Source organism: Nocardia lasii (assembly GCF_042658545.1).
Taxonomy (GTDB): Bacteria; Actinomycetota; Actinomycetes; order Mycobacteriales; family Mycobacteriaceae; genus Nocardia; species Nocardia lasii.
Map to the genome: position 1 here is coordinate 471,356 of NZ_JBHSQN010000001.1, position 16,885 is coordinate 488,240.

General features: G+C 70.0%; 16 protein-coding genes. 8 read left to right on the top strand and 8 right to left on the bottom strand.

Annotated elements, in window-relative coordinates; all coding sequences use genetic code 11:
- Positions 1-24: 24 nt before the first annotated feature.
- The gene (locus ACFP3H_RS02105) at positions 25-216 is read right to left on the bottom strand and encodes a hypothetical protein (protein WP_378598645.1); all 192 of its coding nucleotides are present in this window, start codon (positions 214-216) and stop codon (positions 25-27) included.
- A gap of 59 nt (positions 217-275) precedes the next feature.
- Here ACFP3H_RS02105 and ACFP3H_RS02110 point away from each other — a divergent pair, with 59 nt between their 5' ends.
- The 3 genes from ACFP3H_RS02110 (at position 276) to ACFP3H_RS02120 (ending at position 3,326) form a co-directional block, all read left to right on the top strand.
- A complete protein-coding gene (locus tag ACFP3H_RS02110) occupies positions 276-2,567 on the top strand; it encodes a helicase-associated domain-containing protein (RefSeq protein WP_378598648.1) in 2,292 nt (763 codons plus the stop codon).
- A 76-nt stretch (positions 2,568-2,643) separates the two neighbouring features.
- Positions 2,644-2,901, top strand: coding sequence for a FitA-like ribbon-helix-helix domain-containing protein (locus ACFP3H_RS02115; RefSeq protein ID WP_378598651.1), 258 nt, complete (start codon positions 2,644-2,646; stop codon positions 2,899-2,901).
- Positions 2,898-3,326, top strand: a complete 429-nt coding sequence (locus ACFP3H_RS02120) for a type II toxin-antitoxin system VapC family toxin (RefSeq protein WP_378598654.1) — start codon at positions 2,898-2,900, stop codon at positions 3,324-3,326. Before ACFP3H_RS02115 ends, ACFP3H_RS02120 begins: the two co-directional genes overlap by 4 nt.
- Before the next feature lie 5 nt (positions 3,327-3,331).
- Here ACFP3H_RS02120 and ACFP3H_RS02125 read toward each other — a convergent pair whose 3' ends face one another.
- On the bottom strand, positions 3,332-3,835 hold the full coding sequence (locus ACFP3H_RS02125; protein WP_378598657.1) for an LppU/SCO3897 family protein: 504 nt from the start codon (positions 3,833-3,835) through the stop codon (positions 3,332-3,334).
- 76 nt (positions 3,836-3,911) lie between these two features.
- On the opposite strand from ACFP3H_RS02125, the gene ACFP3H_RS02130 reads away from it, so the two are divergent.
- On the top strand, positions 3,912-4,757 hold the full coding sequence (locus ACFP3H_RS02130; protein WP_378598660.1) for a hypothetical protein: 846 nt from the start codon (positions 3,912-3,914) through the stop codon (positions 4,755-4,757).
- A gap of 1 nt (position 4,758) precedes the next feature.
- Here the strand turns inward: ACFP3H_RS02130 and ACFP3H_RS02135 are convergent, their stop codons facing one another.
- From ACFP3H_RS02135 to ACFP3H_RS02145, 3 genes are all read right to left on the bottom strand, one after another.
- Positions 4,759-6,150 (bottom strand): M1 family metallopeptidase, encoded by a 1,392-nt coding sequence (locus ACFP3H_RS02135; protein WP_378598663.1) that lies wholly within the window; start codon positions 6,148-6,150, stop codon positions 4,759-4,761.
- Positions 6,151-6,216: 66 nt separating this feature from the next.
- On the bottom strand, positions 6,217-6,882 hold the full coding sequence (locus ACFP3H_RS02140) for a DUF3239 domain-containing protein (protein WP_378598665.1): 666 nt from the start codon (positions 6,880-6,882) through the stop codon (positions 6,217-6,219).
- A gap of 99 nt (positions 6,883-6,981) precedes the next feature.
- On the bottom strand, positions 6,982-8,649 hold the full coding sequence (locus ACFP3H_RS02145; protein ID WP_378598668.1) for a DNA repair helicase XPB: 1,668 nt from the start codon (positions 8,647-8,649) through the stop codon (positions 6,982-6,984).
- A gap of 185 nt (positions 8,650-8,834) precedes the next feature.
- Between ACFP3H_RS02145 and ACFP3H_RS02150 the strand changes: the two genes are divergently transcribed.
- The gene (locus tag ACFP3H_RS02150) at positions 8,835-9,479 is read left to right on the top strand and encodes a LysE family translocator (protein WP_378598671.1); all 645 of its coding nucleotides are present in this window, start codon (positions 8,835-8,837) and stop codon (positions 9,477-9,479) included.
- Positions 9,480-9,653: 174 nt separating this feature from the next.
- Complete coding sequence (locus ACFP3H_RS02155; RefSeq protein ID WP_417629255.1) at positions 9,654-10,247, top strand: trimeric intracellular cation channel family protein; 594 nt, start codon at positions 9,654-9,656, stop codon at positions 10,245-10,247.
- 118 nt (positions 10,248-10,365) lie between these two features.
- Here the strand turns inward: ACFP3H_RS02155 and ACFP3H_RS02160 are convergent, their stop codons facing one another.
- Positions 10,366-11,544 (bottom strand): pyridoxal phosphate-dependent aminotransferase, encoded by a 1,179-nt coding sequence (locus tag ACFP3H_RS02160; RefSeq protein WP_378598677.1) that lies wholly within the window; start codon positions 11,542-11,544, stop codon positions 10,366-10,368.
- A 174-nt stretch (positions 11,545-11,718) separates the two neighbouring features.
- Between ACFP3H_RS02160 and ACFP3H_RS02165 the strand changes: the two genes are divergently transcribed.
- The gene (locus ACFP3H_RS02165; RefSeq protein ID WP_378598680.1) at positions 11,719-11,934 is read left to right on the top strand and encodes a hypothetical protein; all 216 of its coding nucleotides are present in this window, start codon (positions 11,719-11,721) and stop codon (positions 11,932-11,934) included.
- 55 nt (positions 11,935-11,989) lie between these two features.
- On the opposite strand, the gene ACFP3H_RS02170 is transcribed toward ACFP3H_RS02165, so the two are convergent.
- A complete protein-coding gene (locus ACFP3H_RS02170) occupies positions 11,990-12,892 on the bottom strand; it encodes a sigma factor (protein ID WP_378598682.1) in 903 nt (300 codons plus the stop codon).
- A gap of 163 nt (positions 12,893-13,055) precedes the next feature.
- Here ACFP3H_RS02170 and ACFP3H_RS02175 point away from each other — a divergent pair, with 163 nt between their 5' ends.
- Positions 13,056-13,616, top strand: a complete 561-nt coding sequence (locus tag ACFP3H_RS02175; protein ID WP_378598685.1) for a GNAT family N-acetyltransferase — start codon at positions 13,056-13,058, stop codon at positions 13,614-13,616.
- 64 nt (positions 13,617-13,680) lie between these two features.
- On the opposite strand, the gene ACFP3H_RS02180 is transcribed toward ACFP3H_RS02175, so the two are convergent.
- On the bottom strand, positions 13,681-16,734 hold the full coding sequence (locus ACFP3H_RS02180; protein ID WP_378598688.1) for an ATP-dependent RNA helicase: 3,054 nt from the start codon (positions 16,732-16,734) through the stop codon (positions 13,681-13,683).
- Positions 16,735-16,885 lie beyond the last annotated feature (151 nt).

Here is a 16,885-nt window from a genome sequence, read left to right on the forward strand (position 1 = left end):
GGGCTCTTGTTTTTCTCGTCCGAATTACACCCGGTTGATAACGGTGTGCGGGTGCACGTACGGCAGCGTTGCGGCCGGGACGGGAAACACGGTGTCCTCGCCGTAGGGCGAGAGGTTACCGGCGCGGGTCGACGACAGTTCGGTCACGGCGTGCTCGCCTTCGGCCACATCGGGCCAGCCGTTGTCGACGTAGGGTTTCTTCGATTTGTTCACCACGCGCTCATTCTGGCATATGGGTGCCCTGTGGCGACCGGCGCCGCAGTAGGCTCGATCGGATGATCGCGACGGACTCTCTCGCCGATTGGCTCGGTGCGCGCACCGATGCCCAGCTGGTGAAATTGCTGCAGTTGCGGCCCGACCTGGCGGTGCCGCTGCCCGCGTCGATGTCGGTGCTCGCGGTGCGGGCCCAGCAGCGCGCGTCGGTGTTGCGCGCCGCCGATGATCTGGACACGTTGGAGTTCGCGATCATCGAGGCGCTCGCCGCGAACGCCGACGCCCGCACGCTCGGCACCGAGCGCGATCACCTCACGCGCACCACCCTGCACGCGCTGCTCGAGGATCGGGTCACCAAGACCGCGTTCACCGCGGCGCTGAATCGGCTGTTCGATCGGGCGCTGGTCTGGCAGAGCGGGGACGCCCTTGACCTGACACCCAGTGCCGCCGAAGCGCTCCCGTGGCCGTTGGGCGCCACCACGGCGCTGCCCGACGCGCTCACCGAGCCGGAGGTGGGCGTCGCGCTGGCCAAGGCGAGTCCGCCCGAGCGCGCGCTGCTGGACAAGCTCGCCGCCACCGGCCCGCGCGGTCGCACCCGAGATGCCGCGCCCGGCACCGACCCCGCGCGCCCGGTCCCCCGGTTGCTGGCCGCTCGGCTGTTGCAGTGGGTCGACGACGAGACCGTGGAGTTGCCGGTCACGGTGGGGCAGGTGTTGCGCGGCGAACCCGTCACCGACCCGCACGCGCTGGCCCCGCCCAAGCCAACGCTGACCAAGAACGCGGCCGCGGAGGTGAATGCCGTCGGCGCGGGTGAGGTGGGCGAATTGTTGCGCGACGCCACCGATCTGCTCGACGCGCTCGGCCGACTCCCCGCGCCCGCCCTGCGCGCGGGCGGACTCGGGGTGCGCGAACTGCGCAGGCTCACCAAGCAGACCGGCATCGACGAACAGCGCACCGGCCTGCTCCTCGAACTCCTCGCCGCCGCGAAACTCGTCGAGAAGGGTCTGCCGGAGCCGACTCCCGATCTCGACTCCACCGACGACTTCTGGGCACCCACCCCGGCCGCCGACGCGTGGCTCGACGCCTCGCCCGCGACCCGCTGGGTGACCCTGGCGCAGGCGTGGCTCGAGCTGGATCGGATGCCGTGGATGATCGGGCTGCGCGACGCGGCCGACAAGCCGATCGCGGCGCTGTCGGCGGAGTTGCGGGTGCCGCACGCGGTGCGCGACCGGCTCTCGATTCTGGGGTTGCTCGCCGAGTACCCGACGGGGACCGCGGTGTCGCCCGCCGATATCGGCAAACTGCTGGCCTGGCGAATGCCGCGCCGCCGCAGGCACTTCCGACTCGAAGCCGTCACCGCGACGCTGGCCGAAGCGGCGGTGGTGGGCCTGCTCGGTCGCGGCGCGCTCGACTCCGCCGCTCGGGCGCTGTTGCACGGGTCGATCGCCGACGCGGAGTCGGAAATGGCCGCGGCGCTGCCGAAACCGGTCGACCATGTGCTCGTCCAGGCGGATCTGACCGTGATCGCGCCCGGTCCGCTCGTGCCCGAGCTGCGTGCCAAGATCGCCCTGGTCGCCGATGTCGAATCCGCCGGTGCGGCAACGGTTTACCGGGTCAGCGACGCGTCCGTGCGCCGGGCGCTCGACGCGGGCCTCACCGCGGCCGAACTGCACGCCCTGTTCGCCACCCACTCGCGCACGCCGGTGCCGCAGTCGCTGACCTATCTCATCGACGATGTCGCCCGCCGCCACGGCCAACTCCGGGTGGGTATGGCCCAGTCGTTCCTGCGCAGCGACGATCCCGCCCTGCTCGCCCAGGTCCTCGCGGCCCCCGTCGCCGAGACCCTGGCCCTGCGCGCGATCGCCCCCACCGTGGCGATCGCCCTCGCGCCCCTGGCCGAGATGCTCGACCAACTCCGCAAGGCGGGCTTCGCGCCCGCGGGCGAGGATTCCGGCGGCACGATCGTCGACCTGCGCCCTCGCGGCGCCCGCATCACGGTCCGCCCCCTGGCCCGCAGGCCCTACCGCCCCACCCCGCCCAGCGAGGACCAGCTCGTCGGCCTGGTCACCGAACTCCGCGCGGGCGAACGCGCGGCGGGCGCGCGCACCGGCCAGTCCGTCCGCACCGACGGCACCCGAACCGGCACCGCCGCCACCCTGGCCCTGCTCCAGCTCGCGGCCCGCGTCGGCCGCCCGGTCAACATCGGCTACGTCGACGCCCAGGGCGTAGCCAGCCAACGCGTCGTCGAACCCCTGCGCGTAGGCAACGGCCAACTCGACGCCGTAGACCCCATCAGCGGCGCCACCCGCCACTTCACCCTCCACCGCATCGCATCGGTGGCACTACTCGACTGAACCCGGCCGGATCGCAGTTGATATCACAGTTCGACACATGACATCATTGATATCAACTTCGAGGAGTTGATGGCAGATGAAGAATGTGACGATCCGAAATCTGAGCGACGAGGTCCATCGCGCGATCCGTCAGCGCGCCGCGACCCACGGACGCAGTGTCGAAGCCGAGATGCGCGCGATTCTCGCCGAGGCGGTACAGCCGGCCGAGCGGGTCAAGCTCGGCACCCTGCTCGCGAGCGTCATCAGCGAGGAGAACAGGCTCACCGACGACGAGCGGGCCACCTACTTCGGCCGTGACGAGACGCCCGCCGAACCCATGGCGTTCGACCGGTGATCATCCTCGATACCAACGTCATCAGCGAACCGACCACCAAGGCGCCGGATCAGCGCGTCATCGAGTGGCTCGACGCCCAATCCACCGACACCCTGTTCCTGTCGGCGGTGACCGTCGGAGAACTCCGATTCGGCATCGCGGCGATGCCACTCGGCCGTCGTCGCGACGAGTTCACCATTTGGCTAGAGGACTACACCGTGCCGGCGTTCGCCGACCGCGTCCTGCCCTATGACCTGGCTGCGGCCGCCGAGTACGGGCGGCTCATGGCGCGTGCCCGCGCCACCGGGCACGCTATCGCCGCCGCTGACGGCATGATCGCCGCTACCGCCGCTGCCGCGGGGTTCGCCGTCGCTACCCGCGACACCGCACCGTTCGAAGCTGCCGGGATCCCCACCATCGACCCATGGCGTCGGGCCGGGTCGTAGCTCGTTTACGGCCTGGCCATGCAGAAGGTGGTCTTCGGGTCGAGGACGGTCCGGTACATCGTCGCGTCCGACTCGCACAGCAGTTCGTCGGTCTCGCCGTCGATGCGCTTGACCACCTTGAACGTGGCCTCGGGCGCGGTGCAGGCCACCGCTTCGGCGGGGCGCTTGCCGGCGTCGGCGTAACAGGTGTCCTGGGCGAAGTTGGGGGCGAGGCACAGTGTGGTGTTCGCGTCGCCGACGCTGCCGGTGAATACCGAGTTGTCGGCCGCGCAGTCGGCGCCGACCTGCACGATCCGGTAGTTCGATGTCGCCGCCGAGCAGTCCCCGACCGTGGCCCGCATCGCGTCGGCGGTGTTGTCACTGACCTCCACGCACGAGCCCGCCGCGACCGCCGACGCCGACGCCGCGGTGTCGTCCGACGAGCACGCCGCCAGCGCACCGACCAGCGCGAAGGCCGCCACCGGCCCGAGGACGATCCGCGCCAACAGTCGCTTCTCTGGGAAAATCACTGAAAACCTCACTCACCGAACAATTCAGGCGAACAGAACCCCCGGTGACGATACCCAACGTGGTTACGATCACAAGATGACCCTCGACGACGTCGCAGGCGAGCTCTACAGCCTCGACCCCGGCGACTTCGTGGCCACCCGCGCCGAACGCGCCGCGCGGGCCCGCGCCGAGGGCGACCGCGACCTCGCCAAGGCCATCACCGCCCTGCGCAAGCCCACCATCGCCGCCTGGACGGTGAATCTGCTGGCCCGCCACGCCCCGGCGGAGATCACCGCGCTGCTCGATCTCGGCGCCGCCCTGCGCTCGGCCCAACGCCAACTCTCCGGCGACAAGCTGCGCACCCTGGGCACCCGACGCCAACAGGTCGTCACCGCGATGACCAAGCGCGCCGCCGAACTGGCCGCCGAGCACGACCGCCCGGCCGGTGAGCAGGTGCTGCGCGAGGTCGGCCAGACCCTCACCGCGGCACTGGCCGATCCCGAGGTCGCCGACCAGGTTCGCGCCGGGGTGCTGTCGTCCACCGTCACCTACGACGGATTCGGCCCGGCCGGGTTGGTCGCCATCACCGGCGGCAAGGCGGCCCCGAAGAAGCAGGCACCGCGCGCGAGCACGTCCGAGAAGAACGCACAACGCGAGGCTGAAGCACGCAAGGAACTCGACGACGCGGAATCCGGGCTCGCGACCGCCCGCGCCGAGCGCGATGCCGCCGAAGCCGCTGCCGCGCAAGCCAAGTCCGATCTCGACGCGATCGAGACCAAGATCGCTGACCTGCGTGCCGAACTCGAACACGCCGAACAGCAACGCCACTTCGCCCACACCGCCGAGCACCGCGCCCGCACCGAATTCACCGCCGCCCGAAGCCAATTCGACCGCATGCTGAAATGGGTGGAACGCTTGCGCACCCGCCTCGAAGACGACTGACTCAGCCCGCCAAGGTCCCCGGATAGAGGAAGGCGTCACGCGGAGCCCTTGTGCCGTCCAACCATTCGGCCAGGAAGTCCTTCAGCGGCATGGACGTTCGGGTCTGGAGGAACTCCCGAAACTGCGGCATCGAGGCGTTCCCCGCGCGGTGCGCGTTCACGAAATCCTTGACGGCGCCGAAGAACACGTCCTCGCCGATCAGTTTGCGCAGGGCGTGCAGGAACAGCGGTCCCCGGTAGTAGACCGAGGTGAACTCGGCACCCGATCCCGGATCGGCGAGCGCGATCTTCCAGAACTTGGCATTGTCGAGCTGTTCGGCGATCTGCTCGCGGTAGGCGGCATCGATATCGGCCCCCTCCATCCGTTCGGGCCACAGATAATCGGCGGTGTAGCTGGCGAAGCACTCGTTGAGGCAGATGTCGGACCACTGCCGCACCGACATGCTGTCGCCCCACCACTGGTGGGCCTGCTCGTGCACGACGGTGTTGAGATCGGCCCACGGCGCGTAGACGGGGCGGGTCTGGGTTTCCAGCGAGAACGGCAACTTCGCGTCGAGGTAGATCCCGCCCGCGGTGTCGAACGGGTAAGGCCCGTAGAGGTTTTCGAGGAAGTCGAGGATCTCGGGAACCCGCCGCTCGTCCTCGCGATGGTCGTCGGACCCCGGCGCGAACGCGCTGAGCACCGGGGTTCCGTCGGCCCGCCGCTGCTCGAGGAAGGTGAACCGGTCGATGGCCACGGTGGTGAGGTAGCCGATCGTGGGTTGGCGGGTCTCCCAGGTGGTGAACAGTCGGCCCTCGCGCACCACGTGTTCGGTGCGGACGCCGGTCGAGGCGACCTCCCACTCGGCGGGCACGTCGGCGTGCAGGGTGAAGGTGGCCTTGTCCGCGGGGGTGTCGTTGAGCGGGTACCAGGTGCTCGCGCTGTGCGGCTCGCCGAGCGCGAACGCGCCGCCGCCCGCCGCGTGCGTCCAGCCCTCGCCGTCGGTGTCGACGGTCTCGCCCGCGTAGTCGACGACGACGCGCATCGGCAGTCCCGGCAGCAGCGGCAGCAGCGGGGTGATCACCAGTTCGTGCTCGCCGTCGCGGGCGAAGCCGGCAGGTTGGCCGTTGATGGTCGCCATCAGGATCGGCGGTCCGCTGTAGTCGAGGTTGAACTGGGCCAGCGGTTGGGTGGCGCGGGCATCGATGCGGGCGGTGCCGCGCAGGTGACGGGTCGCGGGTTCGTAGTCGATCGAGATGTCGTAGTGGGTGACGTCGTAGCCGCCGTTGCCGTCGAGTGGGTAGTACGGGTCACCCAGTCCCGGCGCGCCGATCTCGGTCGAATCCGCCGCTGCCGGTGGGATTTCCAGCGCTGTCAGCGCGAGAACCACGCACAGCCCGGCCGACCATCGCATGGGTGGGGACACCTTTCATCGACCGGATTCACACACAGGACGCGACCATCGTCGCAGTCGCGTGGTTCAGCCCAGGTCGGAGGGCAGGTGCTGGGGGTCGAGCAGCAGTCGTTTGGTGGGGGTGCGCTTGACGCGCGCGGCCAGTGCCAGGTTCTGCGCGAGCAGGCTCCACTCGGCTTCGGCGATGGCCTCGCGAGCGCGCTCGATCACGGCGTCGTCGCGGGTGCCCCAGGCGATCGGCATCGCGGTGACCAGCTGCCAGCGTTCGCCGACCTGGCGCGGGGCCCGATCCGTGCGCACCGCCACCGCGGGCACCCGCTCGCCCGGCTGCGGGCTGTGACCGGGCAGTGCGCGCACCTTGCGGGTGATCAGCGCCCAACTGCGCACCGGGGCGGCCGGTTCGGCGATATCGACCAGTGCCAGCAGCACGATCCCGCGCGGATCGGCGTCGCTGACCACCGCGGGGACCAGCACCCCGTCCTGGTACAGCTTCTCGATGCTCGACCGGTGCGGCGTCCACAGCGCCACCCACAGCGCGATCACCGCGACGAGCACACAGACCCCCGCGAGCAGGAAACCCCACGCCTGCCCGCTCCACACCAGGGCGGCGGTGGCCGCGATGGCGAGCCCGGCTACCAGCAGGGCGACCAGGCGTAACCGGCGTAACCCGGTGAAGGTCTCGTTGACCGCATGAGCGTGTTCACGGTCGACCACGAATTCGAAGCGGCGCACGCCTTCCTTCCTAGCACAAGTTGCGGAGGGATTGCCTCCACTTATTTGCCGAGAGGTAGCTTCTCCGCACGGTACCTCGCGACGACCTGGACACCGGTCCTACACGCCGTCGCCGATGGGCGGACCGAGCAGGTCGTCGGCATCGACTATGCGGTAGGCATACCCCTGTTCGGCCAGAAAACGCTGCCGGTGGGCGGCGTACTCGGCGTCGAGGGTGTCGCGCGCGACCACGGAGTAGAAGTGCGCCTGGCCGCCGTCCTGCTTGGGGCGCAGCAGTCGACCGAGCCGCTGGGCCTCTTCCTGGCGGGATCCGAAGGTGCCCGAAACCTGCACCGCCACCGAGGCTTCCGGGAGATCGATGGAGAAGTTGGCGACCTTGCTCACCACCAGCACCGGGATCTCCCCGGACCGGAAGGCGTCGAACAGGGTTTCGCGCTCCTTGTTCCTGGTGGCGCCGGTGATCACGGGGGCGTTCAGGTCGATGCCCAGTTCCTCGAGCTGGTCGAGGTAGGCGCCGATCACCAGGGTGGGCGCGCCGGGGTGGCGGGCCAGGATGGACTCGACCACCGGGATCTTGGTGCGGGCGGTGGAGCAGAGCTTGTAGCGTTCCTCCGGCTCGGCCGTGGCGTAGGCCATGCGCTCGGCGTCGGTGAGCGTGACCCGCACCTCCACGCAGTCGGCGGGCGCGATCCAGCCCTGCGCCTCGATGTCCTTCCACGGCGCGTCGTAGCGCTTCGGGCCGATCAGGGAGAACACGTCGCCCTCGCGGCCGTCCTCGCGGACCAGGGTGGCGGTGAGGCCGAGGCGGCGACGCGATTGCAGGTCGGCGGTCATCCGGAAGACCGGCGCGGGCAGCAGGTGCACCTCGTCGTAGATCACCAGGCCCCAGTCGCGGCTGTCGAAGAGTTCGAGGTGCTTGTACTCGCCCTTCGATTTGCGGGTGATGACCTGGTAGGTGGCGATGGTGACCGGGCGGATCTCCTTGCGCTCGCCGGAGTACTCGCCGATCTCGTCCTCGGTGAGGGTGGTGCGCGCGAGCAGCTCACGCCGCCACTGCCTGCCCGCCACGGTATTGGTGACCAGGATCAACGTGGTGGCCTTGGCCTTGGCCATCGCGGCCGCGCCGACCATCGTCTTGCCCGCACCGCACGGCAGCACCACCACGCCCGAACCGCCCGCCCAGAACGAGTCGGCGGCCATCTCCTGGTAGTCGCGCAGGTGCCACTTGCCCTCGGTGTAGTCCAGGCCGATGTCGTGCGCCTCGCCGTCGACGTAGCCGGCCAGGTCCTCGGCGGGCCAGCCGATCTTCAACAGCATCTGCTTGATGTGACCGCGCTCGGACGGGTGCACGATCACGGTGTCGTCGTCGACGCGGGCGCCGAGCATGGGCGCGATCTTCTTGTGCCGCAACACTTCCTCGAGCACCGCGCGATCCAGACTCACCAGGCTCAACCCGTGCGCGGGGTGCTTGACCAGCTGCAACCGGCCGTAGCGGCCCATCGTGTCGACGATGTCGACCAGCAGCGGCTGCGGCACCGCGTAGCGGGAGAAACTCACCAGCGCGTCGACGACCTGCTCGGCGTCGTGACCGGCCGCGCGCGCGTTCCACAGCGCCAGCGGGGTGATCCGGTAGGTGTGCACGTGTTCGGGCGCGCGCTCCAACTCCGCGAACGGCGCGATCGCCTGCCGCGCGTTCCCCGCCAACTCGTGGTCGACCTCGAGCAGCAGGGTCTTGTCGCTCTGCACAATCAACGGACCGTCGGTCACACGTGCTCCTGTGTTCATCGGCGCCTGGGAGGTTCAGCGGCCCTATCTATGGTACGGACCGGCACCGACACGATCCGAACGGTGAACCGGCGCCGCGGCCGCCGGGGTCGCGGTGCGCACCCACCGGTCCAGCAGGTGCTGACTGGACCGCGACAGGGCGGGTGTGACCGGGTCAGACTCGGTGAATGGTGCAGACGACGGCGGTTCTCGGGGTCGGTGCGGCGGCGCTGGGGATGGTGCTGACGCCGGGGCCGAACATGATGTATCTGGTCTCGCGGACGGTCGCGCAGGGGCGGCGGGCGGGGTTGATCTCGCTGCTGGGGGTGGCAGCCGGGTTCGGGGTGTATCTGATCGCGGCGGCGGCGGGGATCACGGCGGTGTTCGCGGTGGTGCCGGGCCTGTACACGGCGATCAAGCTGGCCGGGGCGGCGTATCTGCTGTGGTTGGCCTGGCAGGCCGTTCGACCGGGCGGGGTGTCGGTGTTCGCGCCCGCCGAGCTTCCGCACGATCCCGCGCGGCGGCTGTTCACGATGGGGTTGGCGACGAACCTGCTCAACCCGAAGATCGCGATCATGTACATGGCGCTGATCCCCCAGTTCGTCGATCCGGCGCGCGGTGCGCTGTGGTTGCAGAGTCTGTCGCTGGGGGCGATTCAGATCACCGTCGCGCTCACGGTCAACGCGCTGATCGTGCTCGGCGCGGCGGGGCTGGCGGGGTTCCTCACCGCGCGGCCGCTGTGGCTGCGCACCCAGCGTTATCTGATGGGGACGGCGCTGGGCGCCATCGCGGTTCTGCTCGCTACCGACAAGGCCCGCCCGAGCCCCGCCTGAGCCGTGGTAAGCCAGTACCCCACGGGTCTAGTGTCCCGACTTGAGCGCACCAGCGCTCCGAAGGCTAAGGAGCGGGCGGTGAGTGTTGGGGTGTTGGCGGCGGCCTTGGTGGCCGCGCCCTCGGTGACCGAGTTGGATTCGGCGGTGACCGCGGTGCATCGGGGCGGCGAGCTGATGGGGGTGATCTCGTTCGCCGCGTCGGGGGCGCTGGTCGCCGTGCGCAAGCGGCTCGATCTGTTCGGGATGGTGGTGCTGGCGTGTGCGACCGCGCTGGGCGGCGGAATCGTGCGCGACCTGCTGATCGGCCGCACTCCCCCGGCCGCGTTCACCGACCTCACCTATCTATCCGCGTCGATCGTGACCGCGCTGATCCTGTACTTCATCGCGCCGTCGCGCCGACTCACCAAGGGCCCCTTGGAGATCGCCGACGCGATCGGCCTCGGCCTGTTCTGCGTGACCGGCACGGTGATCGCTTCCTCGGCGGGCGTGGGCGCCCCCACCGCCGCCCTGCTCGGTATGACCACCGCCATCGGCGGCGGGGTGATCCGCGACGTGCTCAGCGGCGAGGTCCCCAGTGTCCTACGCCCCGACCAGGACCTCTACGCCATCCCCGCCCTCTTCGGCGCGGCCGCCACCGCCACCCTGCTGCACTTCGACGTCTACGCCGCCTGGACCGGCCTGCTCGCCGCCGCGGGCGCGGTGGGATTCCGCCTGCTGGCCCGTCACTACCAGTGGCACGCCCCACTGGCCCGCCACGCCCGCGACTGATCCGCGCGATCATCCGTGGCCGGCCCCGGCCGCGCGGTCCGTCCATCGGGCAACGCGGTTCGGATCGACGCGCGCGGCGACCTGGGTGGTCGCGGCCAGATCGGCAACAGCGAGCCGCTCAGTGGGTCGATCCCCCGGCGCGCAGGCGACGGATTCCCTCATCGATCGTCTCGTCGCGCTTGCTGAAGGTGAAGCGCACCAGGTGTTTCCAGTCCTCGGGGTGGTCGGCGAAGGCGCTCACGGGGACCGCCGCGACGCCGAGGCGGGCCGGGAGTTCGCGGCAGAAGGTGAGGCCGTCGTCGGCGCCGAGGGGGCGGATGTCAGCGCACACGAAATAGCCGCCGAAGCTGTCGGCCACCCGGAATCCGGTGTCGCGCAAGGCAGCCGAGAGGCGGGTGCGCTTGTCGGCCAGGCCGTCGCGCTGGGCCAGCACCCAGTCCGATTCCTCGTTGATCGCCGCCGCGACGGCGGGCTGGAACGGTCCGCCGCCGACGAAGGTGAGGAACTGCTTGGCCGCGAGGACCGCGTCGAGCAGCGGCGCGGGCGCGCACGCCCAGCCGATCTTCCAGCCGGTCACGTTGAAAGTCTTTGCCGCACTGGACACCACGATGGTGCGCTCGCGCATGCCCGGCAGCGTGGAGATGCTGATGTGCTCGGTGCCGTCGTAGACGAGGTGCTCGTAGACCTCGTCGGTCAACACCACCAGATCGTGTTCGATGGCCAGTTCCGCGATCGCGGTGAGGTCGGCGCGGTCGAGCACGGACCCGGTGGGGTTGTGCGGTGAATTCACCACCAGCATGCGGGTTTTCGGGGTGATCGCGGCGCGCAGGCTGTCCAGGTCGAGCACGAAACGGTCGCCGTCGGGGACCAGGCGGGCGGTGCGTCGGCGCGCACCGGCCAGCGCGACGGCGGCGGAATACGAGTCGTAGTACGGCTCGATCAGCACCACTTCCCGATCGGCCTCGACCAGGCCGAGTACGGCCGCGCTGATCGCCTCGGTGGCGCCGACGGTCACCAGAATCTCGGTGGCCGGGTCGTAGGCGGTGCCGTAGCGGCGGGCGCGGTCGTCGGCGACGGCCTGCCGCAGCACCGGCATCCCGCGACCGGGCGGGTACTGGTTGAGCCCGTCGGCGATGGCGGCCTGGGCGACCTCGAGCATGCGGGCCGGGCCGTCGGTGTCGGGGAAGCCCTGGCCGAGATTGACCGCGTGGTGGCGGACGGCGAGTTCGGTCATCTCGGCGAAGATGGTCGATCCGAACGGGCGCAGACGGGCGACAGTGGGCGACTCGAGCGACATACCCGCAGCGTATCCCACCGATCGACAGCGTTGCCGAACGATAGCGAACACGCATGTTTCACAAACGTTTTCCCATGTTGACCTGCACTATTGTGCGTTGACCCAACCTCAGCTAGCCTCGCCGTGTTCTACCTCACACACCACACTGACGTGGTATATCGAAAGGGGCGCTCGATGGCCTCACCTCTGCTCGATTTCATCTCGCAACCGGCTGCGTCGGAGGTAGCCGGTTCGGCCCTGCGGTTCATCCATGATCATCTCGTCGGCAGCCCGATCGTCGACTGGTTCACGGGTTCGGCGACGCCGGACAACAACATGGGTTCCTCGACCGGCGATTTCAATCTCGGATCGTCGACCGGCAACCACAATTTCGGGTCCACCTACCCGTAAACACGCGGCATCCGCGAATCGGACCACGGTTACGACTGTGGTCCGATTCGCTGTCTCAGGGGCGGGCGCCGGAGAGTTTGCGCGGGTTGGCGAAATCGTAGACGGCCCTGATCATGTCGTCTTCGACGGTGAAGCCGAGGATTCGCACGGGGCGTCCGAACGGGGAGTTCGGGTCCAGGGAGATCAGGCCCGATCGGCCGTTCACCGCGACCAGGGCGAATTCCAGGCCGGGGGTCAGGTCGTGTTCGCGCCAGCGGGCGATCAACAGGTCGGCGACGGGCTGCTGTCCCTCGACGGCGACGCCGGTCTCGGTGCCCGAATCGACGGTGAAGCTCGCGCGGGGGTGTACGGTCGCGACGACGGCGGCGGGATCATCGGCAGCCAGTGCCGCGAGAAGGCGCCCCAGGGTTCGATCGTGCTCATCGCCTGCGACGGGTTCGGCAACCTCGGCCGACCGCGCCTGTGCCACGAATTCGCTTGCGGCGTCGGCGGATACACCGAGAATCTCGGCGATGCGGTCGAACGCCATACCCAGCATGTCGTGCAGCACCAGCGCCACGCGCTGCGGCGGGGTGAGGGCATCGAGGCCCACCATCGCCGCCAATCGACTGCCGTCAGCGCCGACCAACGCATCCAGCTCGCGCGGCCTACCCGCCACCGAGACGATCGGTTCAGGAAGCCACTGCCCCGCATAGGTTTCCCGGCGGGTGGCCGCATTGCGCAGGTGATCGAGGCAGATCCCGCTGACCTCGCCCACCAGCCACACGGACAGCTCGTCGATCTCCGACTGGTGCACGCCCGCCAGGTGCAGCCAGCTCTCCTGCACCGCTTCCTCGGCGTCGCCGACGCTTCCGGTGAGCCGGTAGGCGACCGAAAGCAGGTGTGTTCGATGCGATGCGAACAAGTCGGCGAGTAAGGGGGAGACCATCGGGGCGAATCCTACGGACGAGGTGGTCACACCCCGCATCATGGGTCCGCGATGTCGCGCTCATCGCCGGCCGACGCGGTGATCGGCCTGACGGATCCGCGGTTTCGTCCGGGCTGGGCGGTACGACGGCGGCGGTGCTCGGCGCCGCGAAAACCCATCGTGGGATGGGGTGGCGAGGTGTCAGGATGGCCTGATGTACGAGCACACGCTCACCGACGGCACCCTCTGGCTCACCCGCCCGACCGGCGCCGATATCGACCGCATCGTCGAGTGCTGTCAGGACCCGGATGTGCAGCGCTGGACCACGATTCCCGTCCCGTATCAGCGCGGCGACGCCGAGGATTTCCTCGATCGTGTGGTGGCGCCCAGCTGGGCCGACAACACGCCGGTCTGGGCGATTCGCACCGTCGAGGGCGGGCAGGTCGACGGGATGATCGCCCTGCACGCGCGCGGACCCGGCACCTGCGAGATCGGCTTCTGGCTCACCCCCGACCACCGTGGGCGCGGGCTGATGTCGCGCGCGATCGCCCTGGTCTGCGAGTTCGGTTTCGCCCCCGACGGATTGGCACTCGAGCGGATCACCTGGCGCGCGATCGTCGGCAACCACCCCTCGGCCGGTGCCGTCCGCCGCAACGGTTTCCACTACGAGGGCCTCGGCCGCTCGGCGGGAATCCAACGGGGCGAGCGGGTCGACGAATGGTTCGCCGCCCGCCTGCGCACCGACCCCGCCGAGCCGACCACCTGGCCGAGCTGATCAGTTGATCACCAGGCACCGGTGGCTTTTCCACTCGGGCGATGTTTGCGTGGTTGCCTGGTGATCAACTGTCCAGTCGGGTGGCGCGGCGGGCGGTGCCTCGGTGGGCGGGGATGGTGGTGGGGTCCTCGGGCCAGGCGTGTTTGGGGTATCGGCCGCGGAGGTCGGCGCGGACCTGGGGCCAGCCGTTGCGCCAGAAGGACGGGAGGTCGGCGGTGACGGCGACGGGGCGTTGGGCCGGGGAGAGCAGGTGCAGCAGGATCGGGGCGCGGCCGTCGGCGAGGGTGGGCGGGTCGGTCCAGCCGAAGATCTCCTGGACCTTGACCGCGAGAACGGGCTGGTCGGCGGAGTAGTCGACGCGCACGCGGCTGCCGGAGGGGACTTCGAGGCGTTCCGGGGCCAGCTCGTCGAAGCGGGCGGCGGTTGGCCACGGGAGTAGGCGGCGCAGGGCGGTGCCCGCGTCGATGCGGGCGAGGTCGGATCGGCGGCGGGCGGTGGAAAGCTCTGGACCGAGCCAGGTGTCGAGGTTGTCGAGGAGGGTCTCGTCGTCGACGGCGGGCCAGGGTTCGCCGAGGGTCCGGTGCAGGAAGTCGAGTCGTTGACGCAAGGTGCGGGCATCGTCGGTCCAGCGCAGCAGATCCAAGCCTTCGGTCCGAAGTCCCTGCCGCACAGCCTGTTCCACCAGTGCCGGATCGGGATCGCGAAGTCCCTTCTCCGACAGGATGATCGCGCCCAACCGCTCCACCCGCCGAGCCACCACCTCCCCGCCGTCCCAGCGCACCTCCTCGCCCACGAACACCAGCCCCGGCGCGGCTTCCCGCGCGAGCTCCTCATCAGCGATGGCCGCCAACCGAATCCGCCCCTCGGCCCGCCCCGGCTCCCGATCGGCGACCGCCACCGCCAACCACTCCGCCGCCGCCAGCCCCGACCCCGGCGGCAACGTCACGGCTGTCCCACCCGCCATCAGATACGTCGACGACCCACTCGCCCGCCGCCGCGCCAACCGCTCCGGCTGCGCCAACGCGATCAACAAGGCCGCGGCACCCCACTCATCAACACCCGATACGCCGATCTGTCCACCCGTGTCACCCGACCTGTTTCCGTCGCCCGCTGAGCCGCGACGTCCACGTTCCAGCGACGCGCCATCGCCTGCACCGACACCCGACTGACTTCGACGTCCACGTTCCAGCGACGCGCCATCGCCTATGTCGGCACCCGACCGACTTCGACGGTCGTCGCGGCGGTCAACTCCCCGGATCGGACGATCATCGACACCAGCCTTCTCCGGGTGATCGCGGCCGACCTCCTCCGAGCTCGCAGTGTCGGCCGAGCGGTCGAGGCGGGAGGTCGAGGCGGCGAGGAGGCGGGTCAGGCGCTGTACTTCGCGGGTCCAGCGGGGTGGGCGTTCGGTGCGGAGAGTGCGCAGGGCGGCGGTCGCGTCGATGCCGGGGGCGAGGGTGTCGTCGTCCATCAGGGCCACCATTTCGGCGGCGGCTTTCGGGCCGAGGCGGGCGGCGCCGTCGAGGAGGGCGCGTGCCAGGCGGGGGTGCAGGCCGAGGGCGGCCATGGCTTTGCCGCGCGGGGTGATGTGGTCGGTGGCGTCGAGGGCGCCGAGGGTGCGCAGGACCGCGCGGGCCGCGGCGAGGCCGCCCGCGGGCGGGGCGTCCCACCAGGCGAGGCCGGTGCCGTCGGGGGTGCCCCAGCACGCCAATTCCAGTGCGAGGCCGGTCAGTTCGGCGGTGCGGATCTCCGGCTCGGGGTAGGCGGGCAGGGTTTGGTGCTCGTATTCGGGCCAGCAGCGCCACACTCGACCGGGCGCTTCTCGCCCCGCACGGCCCGCGCGCTGATCGGCGACAGCGGCCGAAACACGCACTGTCGCAAGGCCGGACAGGCCGCGGCGGTGATCGACGCGCGAGACTCGGGACAGTCCCGAATCCACGACCGCGCGCACACCGGGAACGGTCAGACTGGATTCGGCCACCGCCGTGGACAAGACGACCCGGCGCCGCACCCCCGGCCGAAGCGCCCCGTCCTGTGCCGCGCTCGCCAATCTCCCGTGCAGCGGAATCACATCGACGTCATCGAGGTCGCGCAGCAGTCCCGCCGTCCGATTGATCTCGCCGACCCCGGGCAGAAAGACCAGCACATCCCCCTCGGTGGCGACCAGCGCACCACGAACAGCCCGCGCGACCTGCGCTTCGACCCGCTCCCGAGGAAGCGCGGGCACGTAATCGACCTCGACCGGAAACGTCCGCCCACGCACTTCCAACACCGGGGCCGACCCCGGCACGGGCGCCGAGTCACCGTTACGCGACACCACCGGATGCTCCCCCACCACACGACCGTCCGCCACGACCCGATCACCGGCCGCCACCAGCTCGTCCGCAGCCACCGGCTCGTCCACAACCACCGGATCACCCCCCGACACCGGCTCGTCCCCCGCGACCCGATCGCCAGCCGCCACCAGCTCGTCCGCAGCCACCGGCTCGTCCACAACCACCGGATCACCCCCCGACACCGGACCGTCCCCCGCGACCCGATCGCCAGCCGCCACCAGCTCGCCAGCTGCTACCGAATCGTCTGCTGCTGTGCGCTCCCCTGATCCGAGCAAAACCGCGAGGCGCCCCGACGCGACGGTCGCCGAGGTGGCGAGCACCCGCAGGTCAGGTCGCAATCCGGACCGCGCGTCCAGTAGCAATGCCAGCAGCAGATCAGCGTCCAGGTGTCGCTCGTGGCATTCGTCGAGTACCACCGTGCTCACCCCGGCCAGTTCGGGATCGCTCTGCAACCGCCGCACCAGCAGGCCCGAGGTCACCACCTCGATCCGTGTCCGCGGGCCGACCTTGCGATCCCCGCGCACGGAGTACCCGACGCTCTCCCCGACCTTCTCCCCCAGCAACCCGGCCATCCGAGCGGCCGCCGCCCGAGCCGCCAACCGCCGCGGCTCCGCCACCACGACCCGCCCCGAAAACCCCGCCGCCAGCGCCAACGGCACCAACGTCGTCTTCCCGGTCCCCGGCGGCGCGACGAGCACCGCGACACCACGCTCAGCCAACACCGCCACGATCCGGTCCAGCTCGGACCGCACAGGAAGTTCAGGAAGTTCGGGAAGTCTCATCACCAACCAGTCTGCCGCAGTCGAACCTGCGCGAAAATCGCGCCCAGCACGTGGATACCCGCCCACCCCTCGCGTAGTGCTGGGTCTCTTCTCGCCCGGCCCACTCCAACCTGGACAGTTGATCACCACGCTCTGGTGGCGTCAGTTTCGC

Coding starts and splice junctions, on each gene's coding strand:
- ACFP3H_RS02155 (WP_417629255.1), top strand. CDS start 9,654: ATGGGGGTGATCTCGTTCGCCGCGTCGGGGGCGCTGGTCGCCGTGCGC.
- ACFP3H_RS02135 (WP_378598663.1), bottom strand. CDS start 6,150: ATGCGATGGTCGGCCGGGCTGTGCGTGGTTCTCGCGCTGACAGCGCTG.
- ACFP3H_RS02110 (WP_378598648.1), top strand. CDS start 276: ATGATCGCGACGGACTCTCTCGCCGATTGGCTCGGTGCGCGCACCGAT.
- ACFP3H_RS02175 (WP_378598685.1), top strand. CDS start 13,056: ATGTACGAGCACACGCTCACCGACGGCACCCTCTGGCTCACCCGCCCG.
- ACFP3H_RS02130 (WP_378598660.1), top strand. CDS start 3,912: ATGACCCTCGACGACGTCGCAGGCGAGCTCTACAGCCTCGACCCCGGC.
- ACFP3H_RS02150 (WP_378598671.1), top strand. CDS start 8,835: ATGGTGCAGACGACGGCGGTTCTCGGGGTCGGTGCGGCGGCGCTGGGG.
- ACFP3H_RS02165 (WP_378598680.1), top strand. CDS start 11,719: ATGGCCTCACCTCTGCTCGATTTCATCTCGCAACCGGCTGCGTCGGAG.
- ACFP3H_RS02180 (WP_378598688.1), bottom strand. CDS start 16,734: ATGAGACTTCCCGAACTTCCTGAACTTCCTGTGCGGTCCGAGCTGGAC.
- ACFP3H_RS02160 (WP_378598677.1), bottom strand. CDS start 11,544: ATGTCGCTCGAGTCGCCCACTGTCGCCCGTCTGCGCCCGTTCGGATCG.
- ACFP3H_RS02115 (WP_378598651.1), top strand. CDS start 2,644: ATGAAGAATGTGACGATCCGAAATCTGAGCGACGAGGTCCATCGCGCG.